Source organism: uncultured Alcanivorax sp., assembly GCF_947258575.1.
Taxonomy (GTDB): domain Bacteria; phylum Pseudomonadota; class Gammaproteobacteria; order Pseudomonadales; family Alcanivoracaceae; genus Alcanivorax.
Genome location: NZ_CAMYIV010000004.1, coordinates 212,365 through 235,641, shown reverse-complemented (window position 1 = coordinate 235,641; position 23,277 = coordinate 212,365). Strand labels below are relative to the sequence as shown.

At 58.6% G+C, this 23,277-nt stretch carries 22 protein-coding genes; 7 read left to right on the top strand and 15 right to left on the bottom strand.

Features of this window, described 5'->3' with window-relative positions:
- Nucleotides 1-124: 124 nt before the first annotated feature.
- The 3 genes from Q0Y02_RS04595 to speA all read right to left on the bottom strand — a co-directional run bounded on the left by Q0Y02_RS04595 (nucleotide 125) and on the right by speA (nucleotide 3,053).
- Nucleotides 125-580 (bottom strand): DUF4112 domain-containing protein, encoded by a 456-nt coding sequence (locus tag Q0Y02_RS04595; protein ID WP_297765001.1) that lies wholly within the window; start codon nucleotides 578-580, stop codon nucleotides 125-127.
- Complete coding sequence (locus Q0Y02_RS04590; protein ID WP_297764998.1) at nucleotides 580-924, bottom strand: Rieske 2Fe-2S domain-containing protein; 345 nt, start codon at nucleotides 922-924, stop codon at nucleotides 580-582. Before Q0Y02_RS04590 ends, Q0Y02_RS04595 begins: the two co-directional genes overlap by 1 nt.
- A 248-nt stretch (nucleotides 925-1,172) precedes the next feature.
- Nucleotides 1,173-3,053 (bottom strand): biosynthetic arginine decarboxylase, encoded by a 1,881-nt coding sequence (gene speA / locus Q0Y02_RS04585; protein ID WP_297764995.1) that lies wholly within the window; start codon nucleotides 3,051-3,053, stop codon nucleotides 1,173-1,175.
- A gap of 206 nt (nucleotides 3,054-3,259) precedes the next feature.
- Between speA and speE the strand changes: the two genes are divergently transcribed.
- On the top strand, nucleotides 3,260-4,120 hold the full coding sequence (gene speE / locus Q0Y02_RS04580) for a polyamine aminopropyltransferase (protein ID WP_297764992.1): 861 nt from the start codon (nucleotides 3,260-3,262) through the stop codon (nucleotides 4,118-4,120).
- 149 nt (nucleotides 4,121-4,269) lie between these two features.
- Here speE and Q0Y02_RS04575 read toward each other — a convergent pair whose 3' ends face one another.
- The 6 genes from Q0Y02_RS04575 to Q0Y02_RS04550 form a co-directional block, all read right to left on the bottom strand.
- Nucleotides 4,270-6,885, bottom strand: a complete 2,616-nt coding sequence (locus Q0Y02_RS04575; RefSeq protein WP_297764989.1) for an AAA family ATPase — start codon at nucleotides 6,883-6,885, stop codon at nucleotides 4,270-4,272.
- Between the two features lie 120 nt (nucleotides 6,886-7,005).
- Nucleotides 7,006-7,647 (bottom strand): hypothetical protein, encoded by a 642-nt coding sequence (locus Q0Y02_RS04570; protein WP_297764986.1) that lies wholly within the window; start codon nucleotides 7,645-7,647, stop codon nucleotides 7,006-7,008.
- A 661-nt stretch (nucleotides 7,648-8,308) separates the two neighbouring features.
- Complete coding sequence (locus Q0Y02_RS04565) at nucleotides 8,309-9,334, bottom strand: hypothetical protein (protein WP_297764983.1); 1,026 nt, start codon at nucleotides 9,332-9,334, stop codon at nucleotides 8,309-8,311.
- 165 nt (nucleotides 9,335-9,499) lie between these two features.
- Nucleotides 9,500-10,582, bottom strand: coding sequence for a mechanosensitive ion channel domain-containing protein (locus tag Q0Y02_RS04560; protein ID WP_297764980.1), 1,083 nt, complete (start codon nucleotides 10,580-10,582; stop codon nucleotides 9,500-9,502).
- A 213-nt stretch (nucleotides 10,583-10,795) separates the two neighbouring features.
- Nucleotides 10,796-11,386 (bottom strand): 2-hydroxychromene-2-carboxylate isomerase, encoded by a 591-nt coding sequence (locus Q0Y02_RS04555; RefSeq protein WP_297764977.1) that lies wholly within the window; start codon nucleotides 11,384-11,386, stop codon nucleotides 10,796-10,798.
- A gap of 196 nt (nucleotides 11,387-11,582) precedes the next feature.
- A complete protein-coding gene (locus Q0Y02_RS04550) occupies nucleotides 11,583-12,308 on the bottom strand; it encodes an SDR family oxidoreductase (RefSeq protein WP_297764975.1) in 726 nt (241 codons plus the stop codon).
- 115 nt (nucleotides 12,309-12,423) lie between these two features.
- On the opposite strand from Q0Y02_RS04550, the gene Q0Y02_RS04545 reads away from it, so the two are divergent.
- Complete coding sequence (locus Q0Y02_RS04545) at nucleotides 12,424-12,897, top strand: helix-turn-helix domain-containing protein (protein ID WP_297764972.1); 474 nt, start codon at nucleotides 12,424-12,426, stop codon at nucleotides 12,895-12,897.
- Between the two features lie 118 nt (nucleotides 12,898-13,015).
- Here Q0Y02_RS04545 and Q0Y02_RS04540 read toward each other — a convergent pair whose 3' ends face one another.
- Entirely contained in the window at nucleotides 13,016-13,939 is a 924-nt protein-coding gene (locus Q0Y02_RS04540) for a LysR family transcriptional regulator (RefSeq protein ID WP_297764970.1), read from the bottom strand.
- Nucleotides 13,940-14,087: 148 nt separating this feature from the next.
- On the opposite strand from Q0Y02_RS04540, the gene Q0Y02_RS04535 reads away from it, so the two are divergent.
- From Q0Y02_RS04535 to Q0Y02_RS04525, 3 genes are all read left to right on the top strand, one after another.
- Nucleotides 14,088-14,918, top strand: coding sequence for an SDR family oxidoreductase (locus tag Q0Y02_RS04535; protein ID WP_035245391.1), 831 nt, complete (start codon nucleotides 14,088-14,090; stop codon nucleotides 14,916-14,918).
- Nucleotides 14,918-15,595, top strand: a complete 678-nt coding sequence (locus tag Q0Y02_RS04530) for a histidine phosphatase family protein (protein ID WP_297764965.1) — start codon at nucleotides 14,918-14,920, stop codon at nucleotides 15,593-15,595. Before Q0Y02_RS04535 ends, Q0Y02_RS04530 begins: the two co-directional genes overlap by 1 nt.
- A 288-nt stretch (nucleotides 15,596-15,883) precedes the next feature.
- Nucleotides 15,884-16,636 (top strand): SDR family oxidoreductase, encoded by a 753-nt coding sequence (locus tag Q0Y02_RS04525; protein ID WP_297764963.1) that lies wholly within the window; start codon nucleotides 15,884-15,886, stop codon nucleotides 16,634-16,636.
- Nucleotides 16,637-16,696: 60 nt separating this feature from the next.
- On the opposite strand, the gene Q0Y02_RS04520 is transcribed toward Q0Y02_RS04525, so the two are convergent.
- From Q0Y02_RS04520 to Q0Y02_RS04505, 4 genes are all read right to left on the bottom strand, one after another.
- The gene (locus tag Q0Y02_RS04520; protein ID WP_297764960.1) at nucleotides 16,697-17,065 is read right to left on the bottom strand and encodes an endonuclease domain-containing protein; all 369 of its coding nucleotides are present in this window, start codon (nucleotides 17,063-17,065) and stop codon (nucleotides 16,697-16,699) included.
- 200 nt (nucleotides 17,066-17,265) lie between these two features.
- Nucleotides 17,266-18,618: a DEAD/DEAH box helicase gene (locus tag Q0Y02_RS04515; protein WP_297764957.1), complete on the bottom strand. Its 1,353-nt coding sequence runs from the start codon at nucleotides 18,616-18,618 to the stop codon at nucleotides 17,266-17,268.
- 171 nt (nucleotides 18,619-18,789) lie between these two features.
- Nucleotides 18,790-19,005: a DUF1653 domain-containing protein gene (locus Q0Y02_RS04510; protein WP_035245397.1), complete on the bottom strand. Its 216-nt coding sequence runs from the start codon at nucleotides 19,003-19,005 to the stop codon at nucleotides 18,790-18,792.
- Nucleotides 18,998-19,807, bottom strand: a complete 810-nt coding sequence (locus Q0Y02_RS04505; RefSeq protein WP_297764952.1) for an alpha/beta fold hydrolase — start codon at nucleotides 19,805-19,807, stop codon at nucleotides 18,998-19,000. The genes Q0Y02_RS04510 and Q0Y02_RS04505 overlap by 8 nt, the downstream gene beginning before the upstream one ends.
- 101 nt (nucleotides 19,808-19,908) lie before the next feature.
- Here Q0Y02_RS04505 and Q0Y02_RS04500 point away from each other — a divergent pair, with 101 nt between their 5' ends.
- Both Q0Y02_RS04500 and Q0Y02_RS04495 read left to right on the top strand, forming a co-directional pair.
- Nucleotides 19,909-21,402: an NAD(P)/FAD-dependent oxidoreductase gene (locus Q0Y02_RS04500; protein WP_297764949.1), complete on the top strand. Its 1,494-nt coding sequence runs from the start codon at nucleotides 19,909-19,911 to the stop codon at nucleotides 21,400-21,402.
- A gap of 70 nt (nucleotides 21,403-21,472) precedes the next feature.
- On the top strand, nucleotides 21,473-22,027 hold the full coding sequence (locus tag Q0Y02_RS04495) for an ATP-dependent zinc protease (RefSeq protein WP_297764947.1): 555 nt from the start codon (nucleotides 21,473-21,475) through the stop codon (nucleotides 22,025-22,027).
- Nucleotides 22,028-22,220: 193 nt separating this feature from the next.
- On the opposite strand, the gene Q0Y02_RS04490 is transcribed toward Q0Y02_RS04495, so the two are convergent.
- Nucleotides 22,221-23,126: a recombination-associated protein RdgC gene (locus tag Q0Y02_RS04490; RefSeq protein ID WP_035245402.1), complete on the bottom strand. Its 906-nt coding sequence runs from the start codon at nucleotides 23,124-23,126 to the stop codon at nucleotides 22,221-22,223.
- Nucleotides 23,127-23,277: the final 151 nt, after the last annotated feature.

The window sequence follows — 23,277 nt, the reverse complement described above, 5'->3', positions numbered from 1 at the left end:
TTAATAGCTGCCGCGATCCGTGCTTTTCATAATTTTTAACGCAAGAGGCCGCGCCCTGATTATGGGCGCGGCCTCTTTGCTTTATGGACCAAAGGTCTGTTTCTCGGCGTTATTAATTATTCATTCAGAAAATCAGCGTCAGCCCGCCGGTGACAACGGCAAAAAGGATGGACAACCCGATCAGGGTCTTCCAGGGGAAAGGCGGCGGAGGCGGCTCGACTTCCAGCTGCTCCTCCAGATAGTTCTTCAACAAGCGAGTATTACGGGTATTGGCCTTGTAGATGGCATCGAAGGCATCGCCCACCACCGGCAACAGGCCACCGAGAAAATCGATACCCATGTTACGCAGCATGCGCAGCTTCACACCCTTGCTGGCCCCGGCCCGCTGCGCTTCGATCAGCACATAGCTGGACAGCACCAAACCGGCGGCATCACCCACCAGCGGCACTAGGCCGATAATGGCCTCGGCACCGATCTGGAACTTGGTAAAGGGAATGCCGATGCTGCTGTCGGTAAAACGGCTGAACTTTTCCAGCCGCTCAAGCGTTGCCCGTTGCTGGGCTTCTGTCCTTGCTGCCATTACATCTCCACAAACAGGTGGCCGTCTTCTTCCGTGACCGGCCAGGTCTCCAGGGCTTTCTCACCCCGCACCACATTCAACAACTGCACCCCCGGCGGAAAGTTGGCCCACTCGCTCACTTCCCCGGTACGAATATCAAACCGCGCCCGATGCAACGGGCACTGCACACACTTGTCCTCGAGAATCTTGCCCTTACCCAGCGACGCAAACATATGCGTACAACGGGCCTGAGTGGCATAGAAACCATCACTTAGGTGATACACCACCAGCTTCTTCTCACCGGCTTCCAAAGCACGGCTTTTCCCCTGGGGAATATCCTGGCTGGCACAGAGTTCATAACGCATGTTGTTCTCCTTGCTGGCTGAAAATCGGTGGTGAGCGACGAAGCACCTGTAGGAGCACCTCTCGAGGTGCGAACCTTGCGCAGCAAGGAAATCGCCCGCAGGGCGATCAGGCATTACAGCACTCGACAGGTTTCATTCATGGCATTGCGGAATCCCTGAATCTCTGTCGCCTCGCTGCGCTCGGTTCGCGCCTCGAGAGGCGCTCCTACAGCGGCTTCGTGGAAAACGCCTTTTAAGATTGGCGCCTATCACTCCAGATAGGTATACCCGGCTAACCCCTCGCGTACCAGCCCGATGAAGGTTTCCTGCTCGCCGTCGCTCAAATGCGCCTGGCGACAATGCTGTTCCAGCGACGCCAGCAGCTTGTCGGTATCGTAGTTCACGTAGCGCAGCACGGTACTCACCGTATCGCCCTGGATGGCGTGGCTCAGGGTGATGGCGCCATCGGCTTCCACATCCACATCCACGGAATCCGTATCGCCGAACAGGTTGTGCATGTCGCCGAGGATTTCCTGGTAGGCGCCCACCATGAAAATCCCCAGATGGCCGTTGAGCTGCTCCGGTAGCGGCAAGGTGGCTTCCACGCCTTCGCCATCCACGAACTGGTCGATGCGGCCATCGGAATCACAGGTAATGTCCTGAATCACCGCCCGGCGGGTGGCGGGCTTGTCCAGGCCGGACAGCGGCAGCACCGGGAACACCTGATTGATACCCCACACATCCGGCACCGACTGGAACACGGAGAAATTCACGAACAGCTTGTCCGCCAGGGTTTCGTTGAGGCTGTCGAGCAGCTCGCGCTGCTGCTTGCGCAGCGGGTTCAGGCGACCGCGCAGGGCCAGCAGGCAGTTGATATACAGCTGCTCGCCGCGGGCGCGGGTGCTCAGGCCCAGGTCACCGGCAATATAGCGCTGGTGAATGTCCTGCCAGGCGCCGGTCACTTCCGAGAAGCGCTCCAGCAGATTGCCCGGCTCACCAGCCAGCGCCTGCTGCAGTTCCCACAGCTGATGCAGCTCGGCCACATCGTCCGCCGCCGGTGCGTCCACCTTCACCGACGCCATCTGCTCCTGGTCGGTGATATTCACCAGCAGCACCGCATGGTGGGCGGTCAGCGCCCGGCCGGATTCGGAAATAATGTTGGGTTCCGGCAAGCCGTGCTGGGCACACTGCTGCTGCAGGGTCTGCACGATATGACGGGCATAGTCGCCCACCCCGTAGTTCATAGAGCAGTAGGAACGGGAATGGGTGCCTTCATAGTCCACCCCCAGGCCACCGCCCACATCCACGGTTTCCACCGCCGCGCCCAGGGCGCGCATCTCGGTGTAGTAACGGGCCGCTTCGCGCATGCCCGCCTTGATGTCCTGGATATTGGCCACCTGGGAACCCAGGTGGAAATGCAGCAGCTTCACGCAGTCCAGCCGCCCGGCGGCGCGGCAATGCTCGATGGCCGCCATCAGCTGCGGCGCACTCAGGCCGAACTTGGACTTCTCGCCCCCGGTATTCTGCCAGTTGCCCTTGCTGATGCTCATCAGCCGCACCCGCAGGCCGATACGCGGCGACACGCCCAGCTCGTCCGCCAGCGACAGCAGCGCCGGCAGCTCGGACATTTTCTCCACCACGATATGCACGTGAAAGCCCAGCTTCTCGCCCATCAGCGCCAGGCGCAGGTATTCCGCGTCCTTGTAGCCGTTGCAGACGATGGTATCGCCCGGGTTGGACAGCGCCAGCACGGCCAACAGCTCCGGCTTGGAGCCTGCCTCCAGGCCGATACGCTCGCCATCTTCACGGGCCCGCAGGATCTCGTGCACCACCCGGCGCTGCTGGTTCACCTTGATCGGGTATACCGGCGTATAGCCGCCCTGGTACTGATTGGCCTCGATAGCCTCACGGAAGGCCCCGGCCAGCAGCTTCACCCGCTGGCGCAAAATCCCGGAAAAGCGCGCCAGCACCGGCGCCCGCAACCCGGCCGCCCGGCAGTTTTCCAGCACCGCTTCCAGCGTGGCCTGGCCGCCCTGCTCGCCATTGGGCCGCACACACAGCTGGCCCTGGTCGTCGATACGGAAGTAGCTGTCGCCCCAGCGATCCACGTTATAGATGTCGCTGGCGGGTACGGGAGATCTGTCGGTCATTACGGGTCCTGAATAAGGGTGTCGTCTGGGGGCATTATGCCTGCCGGGGCGCCGCACTCGCACCCCTTTTTCCTGCTTTACATGGGGGGCGCAAGCCTTACAATCCGGCCCTGAGAGGCTAGGTTTTTGTGGGCTGTCATGCTTGCATGACGAAGGCAGAAGCTCCATGCCTGTCATGCCCCCACACCACTCCACCGGGAACCACCATGAGCAGCACCAAAGACAACTGGTTTTACGAGCACTTCGACACCGCCGGCACCGCCTTCGGCCTGCGCCTGAAACAAAAGCTGGAAGAAGTGCAGACCGAGTATCAGCACATCGAGATGTGGGAAACCGACACCTTCGGTTACCTGATGACCATCGATGGCGCCACCATGCTCTCCACCCGCGACAACTTCCTCTACCACGAGATGATGTCGCACCCGGTGCTGTTCAGCCACGCCAACCCCAAGCGCGTCATCATCATCGGTGGCGGCGACTGCGGCACCCTGCGTGAAGTGCTGCGCCATCCCAGCGTGGAAAAAGCCACCCAGATCGACATCGACGAAATGGTCACCCGCTACTCCGAGAAATACTTCCCGGAACTGTGCGAGTCCAACAACGACAGCCGCGCGGAACTGCTGTTCGAAGACGGCGTGCAATACATGCGCAACTGCGACGACGGCAGCGTGGACGTGATCATCGTGGATTCCACCGACCCGGTGGGCCCGGCGGAAGGCCTGTTCAAGGCCGACTTCTTCCGCGATTGCCACCGCGTGCTGGCCGATGGCGGCATCATCGTGCAGCAGTCCGAATCCCCACTACTGCACAGCGATACCATCATCAAGGACCTGCACGCCAACATGCGCGAAGCCGGCTTCACCACCACCCAGACCCTGCCCTTCCCGCAGCCGGTCTACCCCAGTGGCTGGTGGAGCTGCACCCTGGCGGGCAAGAACACCGACGTGAGCGAATTCCGCGAAGGAGATGCCACCGGGAAAGGGTTTGAGACGAAGTATTATTCAGCGGCGATGCATAAGGGGGCGTTGGTTATGCCGCCGTTTATGGAGAAGGCGATTAAGGGCTGAGTTGAAAGTTGAAAGTTGAAAGTTGAAAGTTGAAAGTTGAAAAAATAATGCCCTTGTCTTCATTGAAAGCAAGGGCATTCTTTTAGATATATCGACCACCAGGAACCAGAAGCGCATGGGGAAAAACCTGGCCCATTGCCTTATGGACGCTATAGAGTAGTCTTCGCAGCCTTTCGTCGGGCTTTGACCGCATCCACGAGTGCTCGAAGATCGGCAATATCTTGCTTGAGTTCGTCAGGTGTAGGGGGCGGATCTTCCTTCGCAGAAGCAGGATCATGCGCTTCAACGACATCGTGGCACCTTTGATTGAGCCGAAATAGTTCGTCCACCTCTTTTTGTTGGAGCCCAACCACCTCCGCCAAGCGCTTCACCTCGATATAGTCTCTGAACCGCTGAACCGTTCCATTGAGTAAATGGTCTTGGACTACACGCTCAATCGTGGCCCGCAGAAAACTATACTGTCGCGTAATTTCTCCTGCCAGCTCCTCAGAAGGCTCGGCCGGCCACGGCAACTTTTCGAAGGCTTTTTGAGCTTTTTCCAGTGCATCTATGCGTTCCCCGAAGCTTTTGTGTACCCACGGCAATCCAGGCGCGACAATCCCTGCACTTTTTCCCACACGTTCGAGGCTAGTAATTTCTGGCTCGATTGAAGCCCTCTTACACTCAGTCCGTAATTGCTCTAGAAACACGACGTCATGTGTAAATACAATCACCTGCCGAGTGTTTGCCTCCCTGACCATGCGTTTTGCGACTCGCCCTCTTCTCTTATGATCCAGTGAAGAGACAGGGTCATCAAAGACAATTCCGCACGAGTGATTCGCCAACGCCAATTCCGCAAAAAACGAACCAATGGCGACCGCACGCTGTTCACCTTCGCTCAATATCTCGTCGATTTTGTGCGTATTCGGCAGGTCAAGCAGTAACTGATGGAACATCTTTCCCCGGACGCTTCGCTCCTTAAGCTTCGTCTTGATGTGCCCGATGCCCAATGTTTTGAATTCTTCATCAAGTGCCTTTCGGAGTTCATCGGTGACTGCTACCGAAGCAAATTCCTTCGATTTGTCAGAAATCGGGCGGGTCTTTAGTTGGCACTTTTCGAGCGCAGCCTTTATTTTCATCCGCTCAAGCAATTCGATGACTGCCTTCAAGCTCTTGGCGAGACTTTTTCTCGCTGAGAGTTCGTTCAGTTCCTTCTCTAGCCTGTTCCGATTTTCTTCGTCCGCTGCCCTCACCAGCGTCCGATATGCCTTAATCTGATCAGCCGCAAGCTGCCGGACTCGTGTCCTCGGCGATTCCCTCAGACTAGGTATATCGTTCCATTTTGATTCCCGAAGGCAATTGAGTATCGATTCTCTTCGGTACTCAATTGAAGCCTGGAAATCGGTAATTGCTCCCAATATCGAGTCATCGAGAGCCTTTAGTTCATCGCCTAGGGCTTCGTCAGCGGCAACCTGAAGATCAGCCGCTTCAATTTTGCTCTTTGCTGTTTCGACCTTCTGGCGATCTGCGTCAGCGGTCTTAGCAACATCGTTTGCTATGTACTCGTCGAATCGTTTGAGGCGCTGATTCGCTGTTTCCGGCAAATCCTCCTGACACAGAGGACAGACCTTGCCATCAGTAGACGCCGGGAAATTCTCGCCCGGATAAGCTGCTTCTGTAAAGTAACGCCTCGCGGCTTCAAAGAGATATTTCCACGTTTTATCTCCCGTTCCCGGAAGCAATTTCTCACCAGATCGCAGCGTCTCTGCCGCCTTCTTTTCGGCGATCTCCGCAGCATTCTTCTCTTCATCGATTTTCTGGAGCTTTTCAATTGCTTTATCACTTACCCAGACGAGAGGTCTGGATAATTTTTCTGCGTAGCCCTTCAATCGCATCGCCGAAAGACGAAATTCTTCGGCCTTCGCCAGAGGATTGGTTTCCTTAAGGGCTGTTTCGAGCTCAGTGATTCGCTTGGTTTCTTCTTCTGTCACCGTTCCAAGAAAAGTAATAGCAGCCGCATCTGATTTTTCGGAAAGACCTTCGATGACTTTACCAACTTCTGTATCTCCAAGGAGATGTTCGAACGGGAGCTTTCTGACGTCGATTCCCGATATTTCGGCTTCGAGCTTCTCTGCGAGTTTAGGGATAACCTGATTTGCGAGATTTTCAAGAATATCGAGACCGTAAGGGAGGTAGGCGACATCTTTCTCCGCCGTAATGTATGAGCGCGCACACTTCGAATCGAAGACTGAAATTGTGGAAAGACGATCTGGCGGTGTCTCGTCGCGAGACCATTCAATCTCCTCCGATGTGCCAGATACTATTACATCGAATTTTGCTCTCGGTTCCTTTGTAGCAGCTGCGGGATCGTTTGCATTTGGGTGAATCGGCTCGGACTGATCCCTGGCCCGGCAAGCTCTTTTCATGACTCGTGCATACCCAGACTTACCGCTTCCGTTTCCTCCATATATCACGGTCATTCCAGTTTCCGAGAAAGTCAGCTCGTGATTATTTGGAATCTGATTGATGTTGTTAAGGTCACGCAGCGCTACAAGCGTAACAGTCTCTCCGGGGGCGTGTTCAGCGGGAAGATGCTCCTTGGCCAATGGCACCGCCGCCACGACATTATCGACATCTATCCCATTTTCATTCTTTAGAAGTGTGTAGAGTTCGGAGAAGTCGACTGCATCTAATCCGTCTTCTTTTTGAAGGAGGCGCCGGCACGCATCCCGCTGCCACGACGGGCAAGATTGAGTCCATTCTAGGATTTTATTAAGAAGAGTCATTTGGTTTCCTGCGTCGTGACAATGCATTTCGCTTTATAGGTACTTCCTTACATAAGGACCAGCGTAGCGAAAAATTGGCGCAACGAAGGAGCGGGAATTTTATCCTTCTGTCGCCTCTTTTCAGCCATTCTTCTTCGTAACTGGAAAATCAGGTAATGACTTCCTTAAGTCGCGCAGCTTTCTTTCGCCACGACAAATTCTATAGATTTCAGAAAGAGTAACCCCTGCTTCAATTGAGCCAACACCCTGCTGCACCAATTTACGATGTAGAGCTCTAGGAAGAAGCTTATCAGAAGGCACATCAGGGACCCCTTCACTCCTCAATGCCGACAACAAGACGCGCCGACCGACTTTTTTGCTTTTTTGATATTTCCTATTAATTCGATCACTTTCCACATCAGCGATACTTCTAATTTTTGCGGAATTAACTTGCTCTGCAATTTCTTTTAATTTTTCTTCACTTCCATAGCGCATATTTTTTAGTTCGTGACCTTCTCTGATTAGACTAATCACATACCAACGCTCATTATCGGGTGGATATTCCCCCTCTGGTATATCTTTCAATACCTCTATATTCCACTCGATGCCACGCTCTTCAATCTCTCGAATAAATTCGTATTTATCTTCATGGCCATCTTTCTTCGCATATTGGTGCTGCTTTAGTCGACGAAAAACATCAACACTTCTTCCAACATAGAAGTACCTCTTGCGACCGATTTCGCCCCTATCAAGATAGAACAATCCGTAAATAGCTGTACTCATGGTCACCTAATGCGTCTAACGCCGCTATAACCGGAAACTGGAACGCAGCGCAAGCTGTCCGGCGCCACTAGGCGCGAAGTTCATGGGCTTATGAGCATTTACTTATCGCACTGCATCATTTTTCCTTCTCGGCGATTAACCCAGCAATCACTAATTATTCTATTTGCCATAGCAAAAGCACAATCTCTATGCATGAGCATAGTGCCCACCAATAGATAACCTTGGTACTCTACAGTCGGGCCATCTAGCTGTTTAGCACATAAAAAACACTTTTCTGGATCGTGTATTTTCTCGACCGAGTAATCTATTGCTTTTTTGTGATCTTTAAAATATGCCATACAACAAAACATCCTCCACAATGAATCAGAATGCTAACAGTGCGCGATTGGGGTCAGGTTTTGCCCCACGCGCTGAGCTAAAGAAGAAAGGCAATTGCAGAAACCAGCCGCTGACTGGCATAAAGATAAACAGACAGGCATCCCTTCCCCCGATTCGCTTTCGCAGGCCACGCCACCCTGGCTGACCGTTTTTTATTTGTGATCCAGTTCCGAATCTACACAATCTTGGCGGACAAGGAAACGTGGACATTAATTAACAGTGAATAGTTAATAATGAATAGCGACAACCGACACCCCCAAGTTAGCAATCGCTATCATTCCAATCAGGCTTCCGGAATCACCGCCGGTTTATCCAGGAACAGGGCGGTGCGGATCAGGTCCACGTAGATCTGTTCCTTGCCGGCGTGACTGAGCAGGGACAGGGATTCGCCGTTGCGCAGGTTCAGCTGAATCTGGCTGTTTACGAAGCTGCGTTCGCCGGTGGTGAGTACCTGGTTGAGTTGGACGGATTCCACTTCATTAAAAGCCAGGGTGCGGTTGTCGCCAGGCAGGGTGATGGTTTGTTGGCGGCGGTCCAGGCGGGCGTTGCTGGTGGTGGAGAACAGCACGAACAGGCCGGCCAAGGTGAAGGAGATGGACAGCATCAACGCCTGCATGGTGCCGCCCCACGTCATCTGCGCGAAGGGAATTTGGGACACGAACAGGGCGTCGGCAATGTAGTAGAGCTCCACCGCCAGGCCGCCCTGGGGAGCAATCAGAAAGGCCAGGCCCATGCCACTGAGTGCCCGGCTGCGGGTGATGCGTAGCAGGTCGGCCCTGGCCGGTTTGATGCGGGCGGTGACGAAGTTGCTGCCACCGCGAACCGGCGCCGCATTGTTGCGGTAGGCGCCGGGGTCGAGCAGCAGGCCGGGGATGTCGCGAGGGTGGCTCGTCAGCCACTGTTTCTCTTCGCGGGTAAGCGCCTTGCTGGGGCGCACCAGCAAGCAGAACGCCAGCACCACCATGGCGAGCCCCAGAAAGGCAAAGCCCACCCAGGTGCGCAGCAGCCCGCGATAGAGCTGGGCGGAATGGGTTTGCTGGCCGTCGACCACCTTTTCCAGGCCATCGAGGGTTTTCTGCAGGTGGGCGATCAGCCAGAGGTCGTGGTCGTTGAGGGAGGGCTTGGCCTGGGTGCGGGCGATGCGGTCGCGGATTTCGTCGTACTTCTGCCGTTGTTTCTGCTGGCTTTCCTGCATCATGGTGATGGCACGCTGCTGGGCCTGCCAGGAATCTTTGGCCTTGCTGACCGCGCCGCCCACCACCATCGCGATAAACGCGGCAATCAATACACCGTAAACCCATTTCAGCATCAGCACGCATCCGTCAGCGACAAAAGATCGGCGACGATAGCAAATAATTGCGTAATTTTCAGGCAAGGCATCGCAATGGGTGCGTGGCCTTAAGTGGCAAGGACGGAGAGGTAGGGACGGGCCGCAAACGGCGATGAGCGCGTTGTTGCTTGCGGCCTTATTGAATCAGGGCAACACGCTGGCCTGGCCGGTTGGTTCCTGTGGCTCTTCCAGCTGGCCACGATAGCGGGGCAGGTACTGGGGAAAGCGCTGCTGGATAAAGGCGATCATGTCTTCGCGGATGGAGCACCTCAGGTTCCAGAGTGTGGTGGAATTTTTGGCGCTCATCAGGAAGCGGATCTGTATGGCTTTTTCCCCGGCTTCCACGACCTGAACGGTGCCGGTGGAACCATCCCACTCCGAGGCCTCTTCCAGCAGGCGATAGAATTCCTCACGTAACGGCTCGATGGGGATACCGTAGTCTGCCCAGATCAGGGTGCTGCCGATCTGGTCGGCGGTATTGCGTGACCAGTTCTGGAAGGGGTTTTCGATAAACCATTGCAGCGGCACCACCAGACGGCGTAGGTCCCACACCCGCAGGACCACATAGGTGGCCGTGACTTCTTCTACCCAGCACCATTCGCCCTGCACAAACATGGCGTCATCGATGCGGAAGGGTTGGGTGAGCGCGATCTGCATGCCCGCCAGCAGGTTGCTTAGTACCGGGCGGGCGGCAAAGCCGAGGATAATGCCGCCAATACCGGCGGAGGCCAGCAGGCTGGTGCCGATCTGGCGGACGGAATCGAATGTCATCAGAGCGGCACCGGTGCCGACCAGCACAATGACGATATTCAGGCAGCGAACCAGAAAGCGCGTCTGGGTTTCCACCTTGCGCGCCCGCTTCCATTCGTTTTCGTAGGCCGGGTTCAGTTTGACGATGACGTCGCCAATGGCAGAGGTGAAGCCCACGGCGGTCCAGGTGAGGGCGATGATCAGCAGCAGCGTGGTGCCGTGGCGGATTTGTGCCAGCCAGGGAAGTTCTTCGGGCACGGTATGCAGCACACTGCTCAGGGCGATAAGGGCTAACGACACACCAATGGCCCGCGCCGCCGCATCAAAGAAGATGCGGCCGACAGAAGCAGACTGGGCAAAACGGCCAATCAGGTAGACCAGCGCCTTATAGACAAGCAACCCGGCAATGATGGCGAGCAGGGCCAACCCTGCAGCATCTACCCACGCAACCAGAGCATCCTGAATCATCTGCTGCATATGTCCCCCGCCAAGGCGTCACCGACTCCTTGGTAACTTAACAGGGGCAATGGGGGCAGGTCTTCCCCCGATTTGCTTTCGAAGCCGACGCCGGTTCGCATGTCGCAGATCCCCTCGAGGGCAAGCATAGCTCCTACAGATGCAGGCTGTGTCCGCCCCGGACATTCGACTCCTGGTTTTTGCTTTTCGCTATTAACTATTCACTGTTAACTATTAACTGCCTTTCAATTCTTCTTCCACAAAATCCAACCGATCCTGCCCAAAGAACATCTCATTGCCCACGAACAGGGTCGGCGCGCCAAACACACCGCGCTTTACGGCGGCTTCGGTATTGGCCTTGAGCTGCTCTTTCACTTCATCGCTGGTCGCTTTGTCCAGCCAGGCTTGCGCATCCAGGCCGGCGGCGGTGAGCACGCGGGTGATTTCTTCCGGCTCGGAGAGTTTGCAGGGCTCGCGCCACATGGCGTTGTAGAGTGCGGCGATCACGGCGTCCTGTTCCGGGGTGCCGATGGCGGCGGTGATGATGCGCATGGGGGTGATGGTGTTCACCGGAAAGTGCGGGTTCATGGTGAGTGGCACTTGGTAACGCGCGGAGTAGCGGGCCAGGTCGCGCATCATGTACATGCCCTTGGCGGGCACAGCGCCGGGCGGGTTGTTGCCGGTGGCCTTGAAGATGCCGCCCAGCAGCACGGGCACATACACCAGCTCGGCGCCGGTGCGCTCGCATAGGGCTGGCAGCTGGCTCCAGGCCAGGTAGGCAGTGGGGCTGCCCACGTCGAAGAGGAATTCGATTTTTTGGGTCATGTTGTGGCTCCTTGGTCGTTTTGTTTTTACCACAGAGGGCACAGAGAACACTGAGTAAAAACAGTACATACCGGTTCACGCCCTAACGGCATCCAGCTGTACAGCCTTGAACACCCTTAACAGAAACCGACTCTGTCTCAGGCTCCCATTGTTTTAACTCTGTGCGCTCTGTGACCTCTGTGGTGAAAAAAGGCTTTTAGAAAGTCTCCATCCACGGGCGGAGGTCGATTTCGTGGGTCCAGGCGTCGCGGGGTTGTTGGTGGAGCATCCAGTAGGTGTCGGCGATGTGTTCCGGGTTGAGGATGCCACCTTGCTCTTTCTGGGCATACTTTGCCGGGAAGTTGTCGCGGATAAAGGCGGTGTCGATGGCGCCGTCGATGATCGGGTGCACCACGTGGATGCCTTCCGGCCCCAGTTCCCGGGCCATGCTCTGGGCCAGGGCGCGCAGGGCGAACTTGGCGCCGGCGAAGGCGGAGAAACCCTTGCCGCCACGTAATGAGGCGGTGGCGCCGGTGAAGATGATGGTGCCCTTGTTGCGCGGCACCATCACACGGGCGGCTTCGCGGCCCGCCAGGAAACCGGCGAAGGCGGCCATTTCCCAGACCTTGCGATAAACCCGGGCGGTGGTCTCGCGGATGGAGAAGAACACGTTGGCGCCGATATTGAACACCACCACTTCCACCGGCCCGACCTCTTTCTCGATGGTGTCGAACAGCGCCACCATCTGCTCTTCGTCGCGGGCATCGCAGCCGAACGGGCGGGCCTTGCCGCCCGCCTGTTCGATCTCCTGCACCAGGGGCGTAAGTGCCTCTTCATTACGGCGGGTGACGCAGACGGTATAGCCTTCGCGGGCAAAGCGCCTGGCGATGGCACCGCCGGTGGCATCACCGGCACCGATGATGACTGCGACAGGTTCTGGCATGGAGCCTCCCGATTTCAGTGGGATTAACAGTTGGTTCCTATTTGGAACTTATAGTCGGTTCTTTTTAGGAACGCGTCAACCCGGTATGATCAGAAAACGTTCACGGAGGTTTAGCATGCGCTGGCAAGACATCGATCAACAGCCCTGTTCCCTGGCCCGCACCCTGGCCATTATCGGCGACAACTGGACGCTGCTGGTGCTGCGCGACTGTTTTATGGGCGTGCGCCGCTTCGATGATTTCCAGCAACGCCTGGGCGTCACCCGCCATGTGCTCAGCGACCGCCTGCGCAAGCTCACCGAGGGCGGCGTGCTCGACAAGGTGGCCTACCAGGAACGCCCCCTGCGCCATGAATACCGGCTCACCGCCATGGGCAAGGAACTCTACCCGGTGATCGTGCACCTGGCCCAGTGGGGCGACAAGCACCTGGCCGGCGAACACGGCGCCCCCCTCACCCGCTACCACCGCCAATGCGGCGAACCCCTGGAAGCGCAGCTGCAATGCAGCCACTGCGGCGACACGGTGAAGCCCACGGATATTCGGGTGGAGGAGAACCCGTATTGGGCGGGGCAGATTTTAGTGAACAGTTAATAGTTAACAGTGAACAGCTCGCGGGGAAGGTTTTCTTTGCCTGCAACCATAGAGGTCGCCCCATCGCTGGGACGCGGCCTCTATGCTTTGGGCAACACTGGCGCGATACCGCGCGCTGTTAACTATTCACTGTTAACTGCTCCTGCTGTTCTTTCAACAACCCCAACACCCTCTGCCGCAACCAGCTGTGAGCCGGGTCGGCGCTTTGGTCGCGGTGCCAGTAGAGGTGCATTTCCAGGCCGGGCAGGTCGGCGGGGAAGGATTTGATCACCATGCCCTTGCGGGACAGGCGCCCGGCCAGGGTGGCCGGCAGGGTGAGCAGCAGGTTGGTGTTCTGCACGGTGCTGATGGCCGCCTGGTAGTGCTGGCAGCGCAGGCGGATATGGCGCCGGTAGCCCTGCCGGGCCAGGCCGAAATCTTCCAGCCCCGGGCCTTCGCGGCGGGACGATACCAGCACATGCTGGGCGGCCAGGTAGCCGGGCAGGTCCATGTCATCGGCCAGCTCGTGGCCCTCGCGCATCATCACCACCAGCGGCCCGCTGAGTACCGGCAGATGCTCGATGGATTCCGGCAGGGCCAGCATCACGTCACAGGCCAAGTCCAGCCGGCCGCTGGCCAGCTCAGTGGCCATCTGCTTTCGGCTGATAGTAAGTGATTGCAAACGTACCCCGGGAGCGTCTTCCATCAGCTGCGCCATCAGCGACGGCAGCAGGCAACCTTCCAGGCCATCGCGCAGGCCAAGCACGAAGGTGCGCTCCGCCTCGCTGGCATCGAAACCGCCTTCATCACTCAAGCAGCGCTGGAAGCCGCCCAGGGCATGGCGCACCGGGCTGACCATGGCCCGGGCCCGGGCGGTGGGCACCATGCGGCTGCCCTGGCGCACGAACAAGGGGTCATCCAGGCGGTCGCGCAGGCGCCCCAGGGCATGGCTTACCGCCGGCTGGGTCAGGTTGAGCACCTTGGCGGCGCGGGTCAGGGAGCCCTCGGTGTAGATGGCATCAAAGACCACGAAAAGATTGAGATCGAACCGCGAAACATGCATGGCGTTTATCATTGATCATTGCGAGGATTCATTGGATTTATTGAAACGCCGTCACTAGCATCGGTCAATGGATAAGACCCCGGATTTCGGCGGGTCGACGCCTGACGCACAATCCGCGACCGAAACCACCATGACCACAGGACACACCATGAGCCAGACCCCACAACGCATCCTGATCACCGGCGGCGCCTCCGGGCTGGGGCGCGCCATGGCCGAGGCCTGGCTGCGCGATGGCGCCCGGGTACTGATCGGCGATGTGAATCAGGAGCGCGCCGCAGAGACCCTGGCGGCCCTGAAGGATCTGCCCGGCGAGCTGCAATTCCAGTATCTGGATGTGCGCGACGCGGCCAGCTTCAACAATGCCCGCGAATGGCTGGAGCAGAACTGGGGTGGCGTGGATGTGCTGGTGAACAATGCCGGGGTGGCCGGTGCCGCCCGTATTGATCGCGGCGACATGGCCGACTGGGACTGGATTTTCGATATCAACGTGAAGGGCGTGGTGCGCGGCTGCAAGGTGTTCGTGCCGATGATGAAGCGCCAGGGTCACGGCCATATCGTCAATATCGCCTCCCTGGCCGGGCTGCTGCACGCGCCGGTGATGGGCAGCTATAACGTGACCAAGGCCGGGGTGATTTCCCTGTCGGAAACCCTGCGTTTCGAGCTGGCGCCTTACGGCATTCACACCACGGTGGTGTGCCCGGGCTTCTTCCGCACCAACCTGCACGAGTCCATGCGCACCCCGGAACCGGGCATGATCGAGACGGTGGACAAGCTGCTCTCCAGTGACGAGCTCACCGCCGACCAGATCGCCGAGATGATCAAGAAGGCGGTGGCCAAACAGCAGTTCTTTCTACTGCCCCACAAGAGTGGTCGCCGGGCCTACTGGATGAAGCGTTTTCTGCCGTTTGTGTTCAACCGGGTGATGCTGAAAGGCGCCGAGCGACTGCAGGGCAAACTGGAAAAAGCGGAGAAAGCCTGATGCCGGTGATCTACCTGATCCGCCATGGCCAGGCCAGCTTCGGCAAGGAAGATTACGACCAGCTGTCTGATGTGGGCTGGGAGCAGAGCCGCATTCTCGGCCGTGCCCTGCAGAATCAGGATCTGGGGGTGCCCCGCGCCATCTGCGGCACCATGCGCCGCCATGTGGAGACGGCGGAAGCGACCCTGGGCGAACTGGGCCTGGCAAAGGAATGGCACACGGATACCGGCTTCAACGAGTACAACCACAGCGAGTTGCTGGCCGTGGACTGGCCCCTGGCCACCGACCGGGCGGCGCTGACCCAGTGGCTGGCGCAGCAGGAACACCCACGCAAGGTATTCCAGGCCCGCTTTGAGCAGGCCCTGCGTCGCTGGCAAAGCGGCGACGGTGATTACAGCGAAAGCTGGTCCGCCTTTCGCGAGCGGGTGCTGGCCAGCACCTACAGCCTGGGCAACAGCCTGAGCAGCGGCGACAGCGCCCTGGTGTTCACCTCCGGCGGCGCCATCAGCGTGATCATCCAGCGCTTGATGGGCCTCACCGACGAGGCCCTGATCACCTGGAACCGCACCCTGATCAACACCAGTGTGACCCGGGTGCTTGTGAATGCCGGCAAGCCAAGGCTAGTCTCGGTGAACGAGCATCTGCATCTGCCGAGCGAGCAGGTGACGTATAGATAGAAGCAAGCTACAAGCTACAAAGATTGGATAGAAGCGCTCTGAAAGGTTCCGCAGTCCCGGTATTTCTACAACGCCGCTGTAGGAGAACCGCGCGCCAGCGCGGAAATCGTCCGCAGGACGATCAGAAATCCCAGCGCTCGACAGGTTTCAGAAAGGATAGGCGGCGACACAAACGTTGTCGTTCGCGCCTCGAGAGGCTGTATTCGCTACGCTCACCCTGCGGGCCGACTTACAGTCGTTACTACGCTACGCTTCGTTCCTGCAACAGCCATTAGCAAGGGGATAACAATGCCGACACGCAAGAATATTCTAATCACCGGTGCCAGCTCCGGGCTGGGCGAAGGGATGGCGCGGTTGTTTGCGGCCATGGGGCGCAACCTGGCGCTGTGTGCCCGGCGCATGGACCGGCTGGAAACCTTGAAGGCCGAGCTGGAAGAAAAACATCCGGGCATTACCGTGCTGATCAAGCCGCTGGATGTGAACGATTACGACCAGGTGTTTGCGGTGTTCGATGCGTTCCGCACGGAAATGGCGGGCATTGATCGCGTCATCATCAACGCGGGCATGGGCAAGGGCCAACCACTGGGCACCGGCTACTTCTACGCCAACCGGCAGACCGCGGAAACCAACTTTGTGGCGGCACTGGCACAGACCGAAGCGGCCATGGAAATTTTCCGCGCCCAGAACAGCGGCCACCTGGTAATGATTTCCTCCATCAGCGCCATGCGCGGCATGAAGAAAAACCTCACCACCTACGCCGCCACCAAGGCCGGCGTGGCCATGCTGGCCGAAGGCCTGCAGGTGGAATTGCAGAATTCCCCGATCCAGGTGACCACTATCTTCCCCGGCTTCATCCGTTCCGAGATCAACGAGAAAGTGAAGAACACGCCCTTCCTGGTAGACACGGAAACCGGCTGCAAGGCACTGGTGAAAGCCATCGAGAAAGAGCCGAAGAATGCGTCGGTGCCAGGCTGGCCGTGGGGGCCGCTGGGCTTTGCTATGCGACATCTGCCGCTGGGGATGGTTGGAAAGATGATGTAGGCAGCTGCAATGAGGTTTGGGAAGAATGATATCGCCAATCACTAAACCCTGGCCTCTCTATTAGGTCCCCTCTCCCTTGAGGGGAGAGGGACAGGGAGAGGGTGATACGGCGCTGAAAATCACTTCCAACACCTGATCCGTATTCTGCAAAATGTCGTTATTCCAGAACCGCAGCACACGATAGCCTTCGGCTTTTAACCAGGCGTCACGCACCTGATCCGTTGCACTGTCGTTGTGCTGACCACCGTCAGCTTCAACAATCAACCGCGCCCCGAGGTGAACGAAGTCAACAATGTAAGGCCCTATCGGCTGTTGGCGACGGAATTTCTGTCCATTTAGCCGATGTGCTCGAAGATGTTTCCATAGCAAGCGTTCGGCATCTGTCATTCGGGTTCGCAAATCCTTTGCGAAGCGGTGACGGTAGTCCATTACTCTGCCTTTTGTGCTTCCTGCACTTTGTAGCTTCACCCTCTCCCTGTCCCTCTCCCCTCAAGGGAGAGGGGACCCTCTAGACAGGATAGGGGGATAGTTAACTTGCCTTCCTTCTTCCCCCACCTTTAACAATAATCGCGGGCAAGACGTTTCCGTTTACCTACCACCTTTCCCGCGTTGAAGCTTGCCGCTTTTCTTCAATCAATCGGCCCGGGGGTTTTCCGTTTTTTCACCGTAGCAAAACCACTATTGGTATCCGGTACCGCGGGCTTATTAGTGCGCGAATTCTTCTTCGCCACCGGTTTTTTCCTGGCCGGCTTTTTGCCCTTTTTGGCGTCCTCTTTCTTTTTCATTTTTTTCTTTTTGCTGCCGGCGGCCTTGCCGTTGGACTTGAGATTTTTCGGCCCAAGGAAGTTGCCCTTCAAGGCTTCGATCAGGCGGTATTCAAAGTTCTGGCGCAGGTAGCGCTGGATGCCCGCCATCAGGTTCCATTCGTGGGCGGCGATCAGGGAGATGGCGGTGCCGGCGCCGCCCACCCGGCCGGTACGGCCGATGCGGTGGACGTATTCGTCGCCACTGCGTGGCATGTCGAAGTTGATTACCAGGTCCAGGCCGTCCACGTGGATGCCCCGGGCGGCCACGTCGGTGGCGACCAGCACTTTTACGGCGCCAGCCTTGAGGCGATCCATGGCCAGTTTGCGGTCTTTCTGGTCTTTCTCGCCGTGCAGCACAAACACTTTCAGGTTGGAGGCCACCAGCACGCCGCCCATGCGGTCGGCCTGCTCGCGGGTGTTGGTGAACACCACGGCCTTGTCGTAGGTCTCGTTGGCCAGCAGCCACTGCACCAGACGTTCCTTGTGTTTCACGTCGTCGGCGGTGATCACCTGCTGAACCACGGATTCGTTCAGGTCACGCACGGAATCCAGCATCAGGGACTTGGGCTCGCGCAGGGTGGAGGCGACCATTTTCTCCATGGCGTTGCCGCCGCTGGTGGCGGAGAACAGCAGGGTCTGACGCTCGGCGCGGCATTCTGCGGCCAGGCGCAGTACGTCGTCGCTGAAGCCCATGTCCAGCATGCGGTCGGATTCGTCCAGCACCAGCATTTCCAGATCCTGCAGGCGCAGGTTACCGGCTTCCAGATGCTCGATCAGGCGCCCCGGGGTGCCGATGAGGATTTCCGGGTTCTTGCGCATCTTGGCGGCCTGCACCTTGAAGTCTTCCCCACCGGTGACCAGCTCCGCCTTGATAAAGGTATAGCGCCCCAGCGCTTCCACCTGCTTGAGGGTCTGCTGGGCCAGCTCGCGGGTGGGCAGCAGGATCAGGGCGCGGGTGTCGGTACGCGGCCGGGAGTGCTGCAGCAGCTGGTGCAGCATGGGCAGCATGAAGGCGGCGGTCTTGCCGCTACCGGTGCGAGCCACCACACGCAGGTCGTGGCCGGCCAGGGCCTCGGGAATGGCTGAGGCCTGCACAGGCGTGGGGGTGGTGATTTCCAGTTCGCCGAGTGCCCTGGTCAGGCGCTCGTGCAAATTGAGGTCGGCAAAAGTGGTCATGCAATGGGCTCCGCTATCGAGGCGCCATTGTAACGACTATCTGGGCGAATGACTGCCTTATTGCGCTAGGAGCTGTGCCCACATGGCGAATAAGGTTCTGTTTCCTGCAAACGCATTGTGAACCTGACAGCCATTCGCCATGCAAGCATAGCTCCAACGGGGAGGGGTGGGCTAATCGCCCACTCGGGCGAAGCGTGGCTGGACCTTGCCGTCGCGCTCCACGGTTTCGGTGAACATGGCCAGGGGGCGCACCCACAGGGCCTGGTCGCCGTAGAGCGGGCGATAGACCACCAGGGTGTCACCGGTTTCCGAGTGGGTGGCGGTGCCGATGACCTGGTACTCGTTGCCCTTGAAGTGCCGGTAGCGGCCCGGTTGCAGATCACTCATTGCCGGTCTCCGGGCAGCGGGCCAGGCGCTCGGCGATGGCCGCCAGCACCTGGGGGTTCCAGGGCAGGCCCACGTGGGTGCCCTGCACTTCCACGTTGTCGGTGAGCGGGCCGTCTTCTTCCTGGCTGCATTGCCAGGACACGATGCCGTCCTGTTTGGTGAAAATGGCGGTACAGGGCACCGGCGGCGCCGGGATACGGGCCTCGAAGGCTTCCCGGTCCGGTGGTGGCCGCTTGGGGTTAAAGAGGTTGAACAGGGTGGTCACATTGTTGGCTTCCGGGTCGCCGTTGATGGGGCTACCCAGGGTGAACACCTGGCTGACCCGGTCCGGGTAGGCCCGCGCCAGTTCGCGGGCAAACACCCCGCCCAGGCTCCAGCCGATCAGCGCCACGGGCTGACCATGACGGGTGTGAATGGCCTGTAGCTGGCTCACCAGCATGGCCTTGCGCTTGCTGTTCATGCCCAGGTTGGTGCCCTGGGCCCAGCCGTAGACGTTGTAGCCCAGCCGGGTCAGCGCCCGTCGCAGGGGGCGGGTGCTGGCATCGCTGGCGCCAAAGCCGGGCAGCACCAGCACCGGCTGGCCACGGCCGGCGGGCAGCTGACGATGGCCCAGGCCACGCAGCAGGTAGCGTCCGTAGGCCAGCATGGCCCGGCTTTCTCCCAGCAACAGCCCCAGGGAGGGCGCGGATGGCTTCTCTGTCATCGCAAATTCCTCATATTTCTCTGCCCCCATCGTAACCGGCGTGGCGGTGACCACCTTGGTCATGACGCGGGCCGGGGCCGCGCCCGGGTCATGGCGCATCCGCTTTGTTTATCGTCGGTAACGGTGTGCTGGCAATGCGCAACAGCGGTGGCCCGTCCGCACGCCTTGGGCCATGATGAAATGAACCAAGGAGGTGCACAATGAGCAAAAATAATAATGCTGCCCAGGCCGATCATCAGGTGATTGTGGTGGGCGCCGGGTTCTCCGGACTGTGTATGGCGATCCAGCTGAAGGAAGCCGGCTACGATGATTTCGTGGTGCTGGAAAAAGCCGGCGATATCGGCGGCACCTGGCGGGACAATATCTACCCGGGCTGCGCCTGCGATGTGCCCTCTCATCTGTATTCCTATTCCTTTGCCCCCAACCCGCGCTGGTCGCGCATGTTTGCTCCCCAGCAGGAAATCTGGGATTACCTGAAGCGCTGCGCCGACAAGTTCGGGGTGACACCGCACATGCGCTTCAACTGCGAGGTGGAGCGGGCGGTCTACGACGAGCAGAAGCAGATCTGGCATGTGACCACCCATGACGGCACCGAGCTGACCACCCGCATTTTCGTTTCCGGCATCGGCGCGCTGAGCATCCCCGCCTACCCGAAACTGCCAGGGGTAGAGAACTTTCAGGGCGAGGCCTTTCACTCCGCCCGCTGGAACCATGATTACGACCTCACCGGCAAACGTGTGGCTGCCGTGGGCACCGGCGCCAGTGCCATCCAGTTTGTGCCGCGCATTGCCCCAGAGGTCGAGCAGCTGGACCTTTACCAGCGCACCCCGCCCTGGGTGCTTAGCAAGCCGGACCGGCGCATGACGAAAATTGAAAAGCTGCTGTTCAAGACCCTGCCGGTGACGCAGAAGTTGTTCCGGGGCGGCATCTACTGGTGGATGGAAAGCCGGGTGCTGGGTCTGGCGGTGGATCCACGGGCCATGAAGCTGGCCGAGCTGTATGGGCGCCACTTTATCCGCCGCAACATCAAGGACCCGGAGCTGCGCAAGAAAGTCACCCCGGATTACACCATCGGCTGCAAGCGCATTCTCATGTCCGATGAATACTACCCGTCACTGAATCGCGACAATGTGGCGGTGCTCACCGACGGCATCAAGGAAGTGAAAGCCCACAGCATTGTCGATGGCCAGGGGGTGGAACGCGAGGTGGACTGCATTATCTACGGCACCGGCTTCAAGGTCTCCGACCCTATCGGCCCGATGCAGATCATCGGCAAGGGCGGCGAGGAAATCCGCGACACCTGGGACGAGACCGGCATGGAAGCCTACCTGGGCGTCTCGGTAAGCGGCTTCCCCAATTTCTTCATGCTGCTGGGGCCCAATACCGGGCTGGGGCATACCTCCATCGTGTTCATGATCGAGGCGCAGGTGAACTACGTGATGCAGGCGGTGAACAAACTGCTTGGTGAAAACGCCGGCTCCCTGGATGTGAAACCGGAGGTGCAGGCAGGATTCAACCGGCGCCTGCAGGCGCAACTGGATGATGCGGTATGGTCTTCCGGTGGCTGTGAGAGCTGGTACCTGGACGAATTCGGCAAGAACCGTACCCTGTGGCCAAGCTTCACGTTCCAGTACTGGATGCGCACCCGCAAGTTCGAGCCGGACAAGTACCTGTTTGAGCCCGAATCGGTCTGATCGGGACACCCGGGGAACCCGGCGGCAGGCATCCTGTCCTAACGAAGACCCGAATCATCAAGGAGATGCCATGCCTCGCCTGACACTTGCCCTGCTCCCCGCCCTGCTACTGCTGGCCGGCCAGACTTTCGCCGCCGATCGCCCGGTATTCGGCTGGGTGGAAAAGACCACGCTGGAACCCTGGGGGGTGGAGCTGAAGGCGAAGCTGGACAGCGGCGCCCTGACCTCGTCAATGCATGCCACGGATGTGGAAGTGTTTGAAAAAGAGGGCGATGACTGGGTGCGCTTTACCGTGGATGTGCGCGATGAAGCGAGCGGTAAAAAAATGCAAAAAACCTTCGAGAAGCCTCGTTACCGCAAGGTGTTGATCCGCGGTGCCGGTGGTATTGATCGTCGCCCGGTGGTGTTGATGAATCTGTGCATGGGCAACACCGTCTATGAAGAGCAATTCACCCTGAACGATCGCTCGGACATGATCTATCCGGTACTGCTGGGTCGCCGCACCCTGTCGCATCTGGGCTATCTGGATGTGACCCGGACCTTCACCCACTCCCCGGACTGTGATGAAGGCTCCATCGTCAAACTGGACAAGGACCAGGAAGACGACGAGGACATTGATGATTAAGCCTCGCGCCCCCTGTGGGAACCGAGCTCGCGAAGGTAACAGCCGCAGGCTGGCCCGAAGGGTGAGCGAAGCGAATAACGCCGCTTGAGGCGCGAACCAATCAGTCACGAGTGACGAGAAGCGAGTAACGAAAGGCAAAACCGGTTTTGTTGTTCGCTCCTCGAAACTCGTCACTCGCAACTTCCGACCTTGATTACGCCGGATTCACCTCGAAATACCCGAACAACCCATCCAGCGCCTCGCGCAGCACATTGCCCTGCAGGCTGATGCGCGCCTGCAGTTCTGCCACTGCATCGTCCGCGTCCATGGCGTCGATATTTTCCTGCAGCAGATCCAGCGCCTTGATGCGCTTGATCTCCAGCTTGTCGTTGATATCCAGCTCCAGGGAATCCTGCCACGCCAAGTTGATGCGGGTGGCCACCATGCCGGTTTCCAGGTGGGCGAGAATTTCTTCCTGGCCCAGATCCACGGCGGTGAACTTCACCGCAGCGCCTTCGTCCTTGGTGCCTTTCAGCTCGCAACGGTCACCCAAGGTGAAGCCTTCCGGCAACAGCTTGGTGTCTTTCAGCCAGTTGCTGAAGCTGGTGTAGGGGGCGGAGTTGGGGGCCGGGTACGCTACCGGCAGGGTGCCGATGGCCTTACGCAGGCAGGCCACCACTTCTTCGGCACGGCTGGCGGACGAGGCATCTACCATCACCCGCTTGCGTTCGGTATCGATCAGCAGGGAAGTACGGCGAGAGCGAGTGAAGGCGCGGGGCATCAACTCGAAGGTGATCTGCTCTTTCAGATCCGCCTTTTCCTTGCGACCCACCTTGCGGCCTTCCTCGTCCTGGATGTGCTCCACCTTCTCGTCGAGCAGCTCCTTGATCACCGGCCCGGGCAGCAGGCGGGAGGTTTCCTGATAGGTGCAGTAGATAAAGCCGTCCACCGCATAGACCATGGGGTCCTGCCCTTTCAGGGGCGGCACAAAACCTTCCGTGCGCAGGGTCTGGGAGCCACAGGGCTGGCAGCGGTTCTGGTCCAGGGTTTCATCGAGCTCGGCCACGGAGGAAGGAAAGGCCTCTTCGCCCACAAACACAACCAGATTCTTGATCCACATAAACAGGTTCCAAGCAGGGGGCGGCGAGAAAAGGCGCCGCCGGACAGAAAATAAAGGCTGGCCACAGTAGCGAAATGGCCGAATCGGCTCAAGCGCTCATTCCGGAGAATCGGACAACAATCCGGCAGGAACTGCGGTGCCCGTTGGGAGT

Excerpts from the sequence above, each read along its gene's own strand:
- speE (WP_297764992.1), top strand. The coding sequence starts at position 3,260 with ATGAGCAGCACCAAAGACAACTGGTTTTACGAGCACTTCGACACCGCC.
- Q0Y02_RS04560 (WP_297764980.1), bottom strand. The coding sequence starts at position 10,582 with ATGCAGCAGATGATTCAGGATGCTCTGGTTGCGTGGGTAGATGCTGCA.
- Q0Y02_RS04525 (WP_297764963.1), top strand. The coding sequence starts at position 15,884 with ATGCCGACACGCAAGAATATTCTAATCACCGGTGCCAGCTCCGGGCTG.
- Q0Y02_RS04550 (WP_297764975.1), bottom strand. The coding sequence starts at position 12,308 with ATGCCAGAACCTGTCGCAGTCATCATCGGTGCCGGTGATGCCACCGGC.
- Q0Y02_RS04545 (WP_297764972.1), top strand. The coding sequence starts at position 12,424 with ATGCGCTGGCAAGACATCGATCAACAGCCCTGTTCCCTGGCCCGCACC.
- Q0Y02_RS04490 (WP_035245402.1), bottom strand. The coding sequence starts at position 23,126 with ATGTGGATCAAGAATCTGGTTGTGTTTGTGGGCGAAGAGGCCTTTCCT.
- Q0Y02_RS04500 (WP_297764949.1), top strand. The coding sequence starts at position 19,909 with ATGAGCAAAAATAATAATGCTGCCCAGGCCGATCATCAGGTGATTGTG.
- Q0Y02_RS04520 (WP_297764960.1), bottom strand. The coding sequence starts at position 17,065 with ATGGACTACCGTCACCGCTTCGCAAAGGATTTGCGAACCCGAATGACA.
- Q0Y02_RS04515 (WP_297764957.1), bottom strand. The coding sequence starts at position 18,618 with ATGACCACTTTTGCCGACCTCAATTTGCACGAGCGCCTGACCAGGGCA.
- Q0Y02_RS04590 (WP_297764998.1), bottom strand. The coding sequence starts at position 924 with ATGCGTTATGAACTCTGTGCCAGCCAGGATATTCCCCAGGGGAAAAGC.
- Q0Y02_RS04570 (WP_297764986.1), bottom strand. The coding sequence starts at position 7,647 with ATGAGTACAGCTATTTACGGATTGTTCTATCTTGATAGGGGCGAAATC.
- Q0Y02_RS04595 (WP_297765001.1), bottom strand. The coding sequence starts at position 580 with ATGGCAGCAAGGACAGAAGCCCAGCAACGGGCAACGCTTGAGCGGCTG.
- Q0Y02_RS04530 (WP_297764965.1), top strand. The coding sequence starts at position 14,918 with ATGCCGGTGATCTACCTGATCCGCCATGGCCAGGCCAGCTTCGGCAAG.
- Q0Y02_RS04555 (WP_297764977.1), bottom strand. The coding sequence starts at position 11,386 with ATGACCCAAAAAATCGAATTCCTCTTCGACGTGGGCAGCCCCACTGCC.
- Q0Y02_RS04575 (WP_297764989.1), bottom strand. The coding sequence starts at position 6,885 with ATGACTCTTCTTAATAAAATCCTAGAATGGACTCAATCTTGCCCGTCG.
- Q0Y02_RS04540 (WP_297764970.1), bottom strand. The coding sequence starts at position 13,939 with ATGCATGTTTCGCGGTTCGATCTCAATCTTTTCGTGGTCTTTGATGCC.
- Q0Y02_RS04495 (WP_297764947.1), top strand. The coding sequence starts at position 21,473 with ATGCCTCGCCTGACACTTGCCCTGCTCCCCGCCCTGCTACTGCTGGCC.
- Q0Y02_RS04565 (WP_297764983.1), bottom strand. The coding sequence starts at position 9,334 with ATGCTGAAATGGGTTTACGGTGTATTGATTGCCGCGTTTATCGCGATG.
- Q0Y02_RS04535 (WP_035245391.1), top strand. The coding sequence starts at position 14,088 with ATGAGCCAGACCCCACAACGCATCCTGATCACCGGCGGCGCCTCCGGG.
- Q0Y02_RS04505 (WP_297764952.1), bottom strand. The coding sequence starts at position 19,807 with ATGCGCCATGACCCGGGCGCGGCCCCGGCCCGCGTCATGACCAAGGTG.
- Q0Y02_RS04510 (WP_035245397.1), bottom strand. The coding sequence starts at position 19,005 with ATGAGTGATCTGCAACCGGGCCGCTACCGGCACTTCAAGGGCAACGAG.
- speA (WP_297764995.1), bottom strand. The coding sequence starts at position 3,053 with ATGACCGACAGATCTCCCGTACCCGCCAGCGACATCTATAACGTGGAT.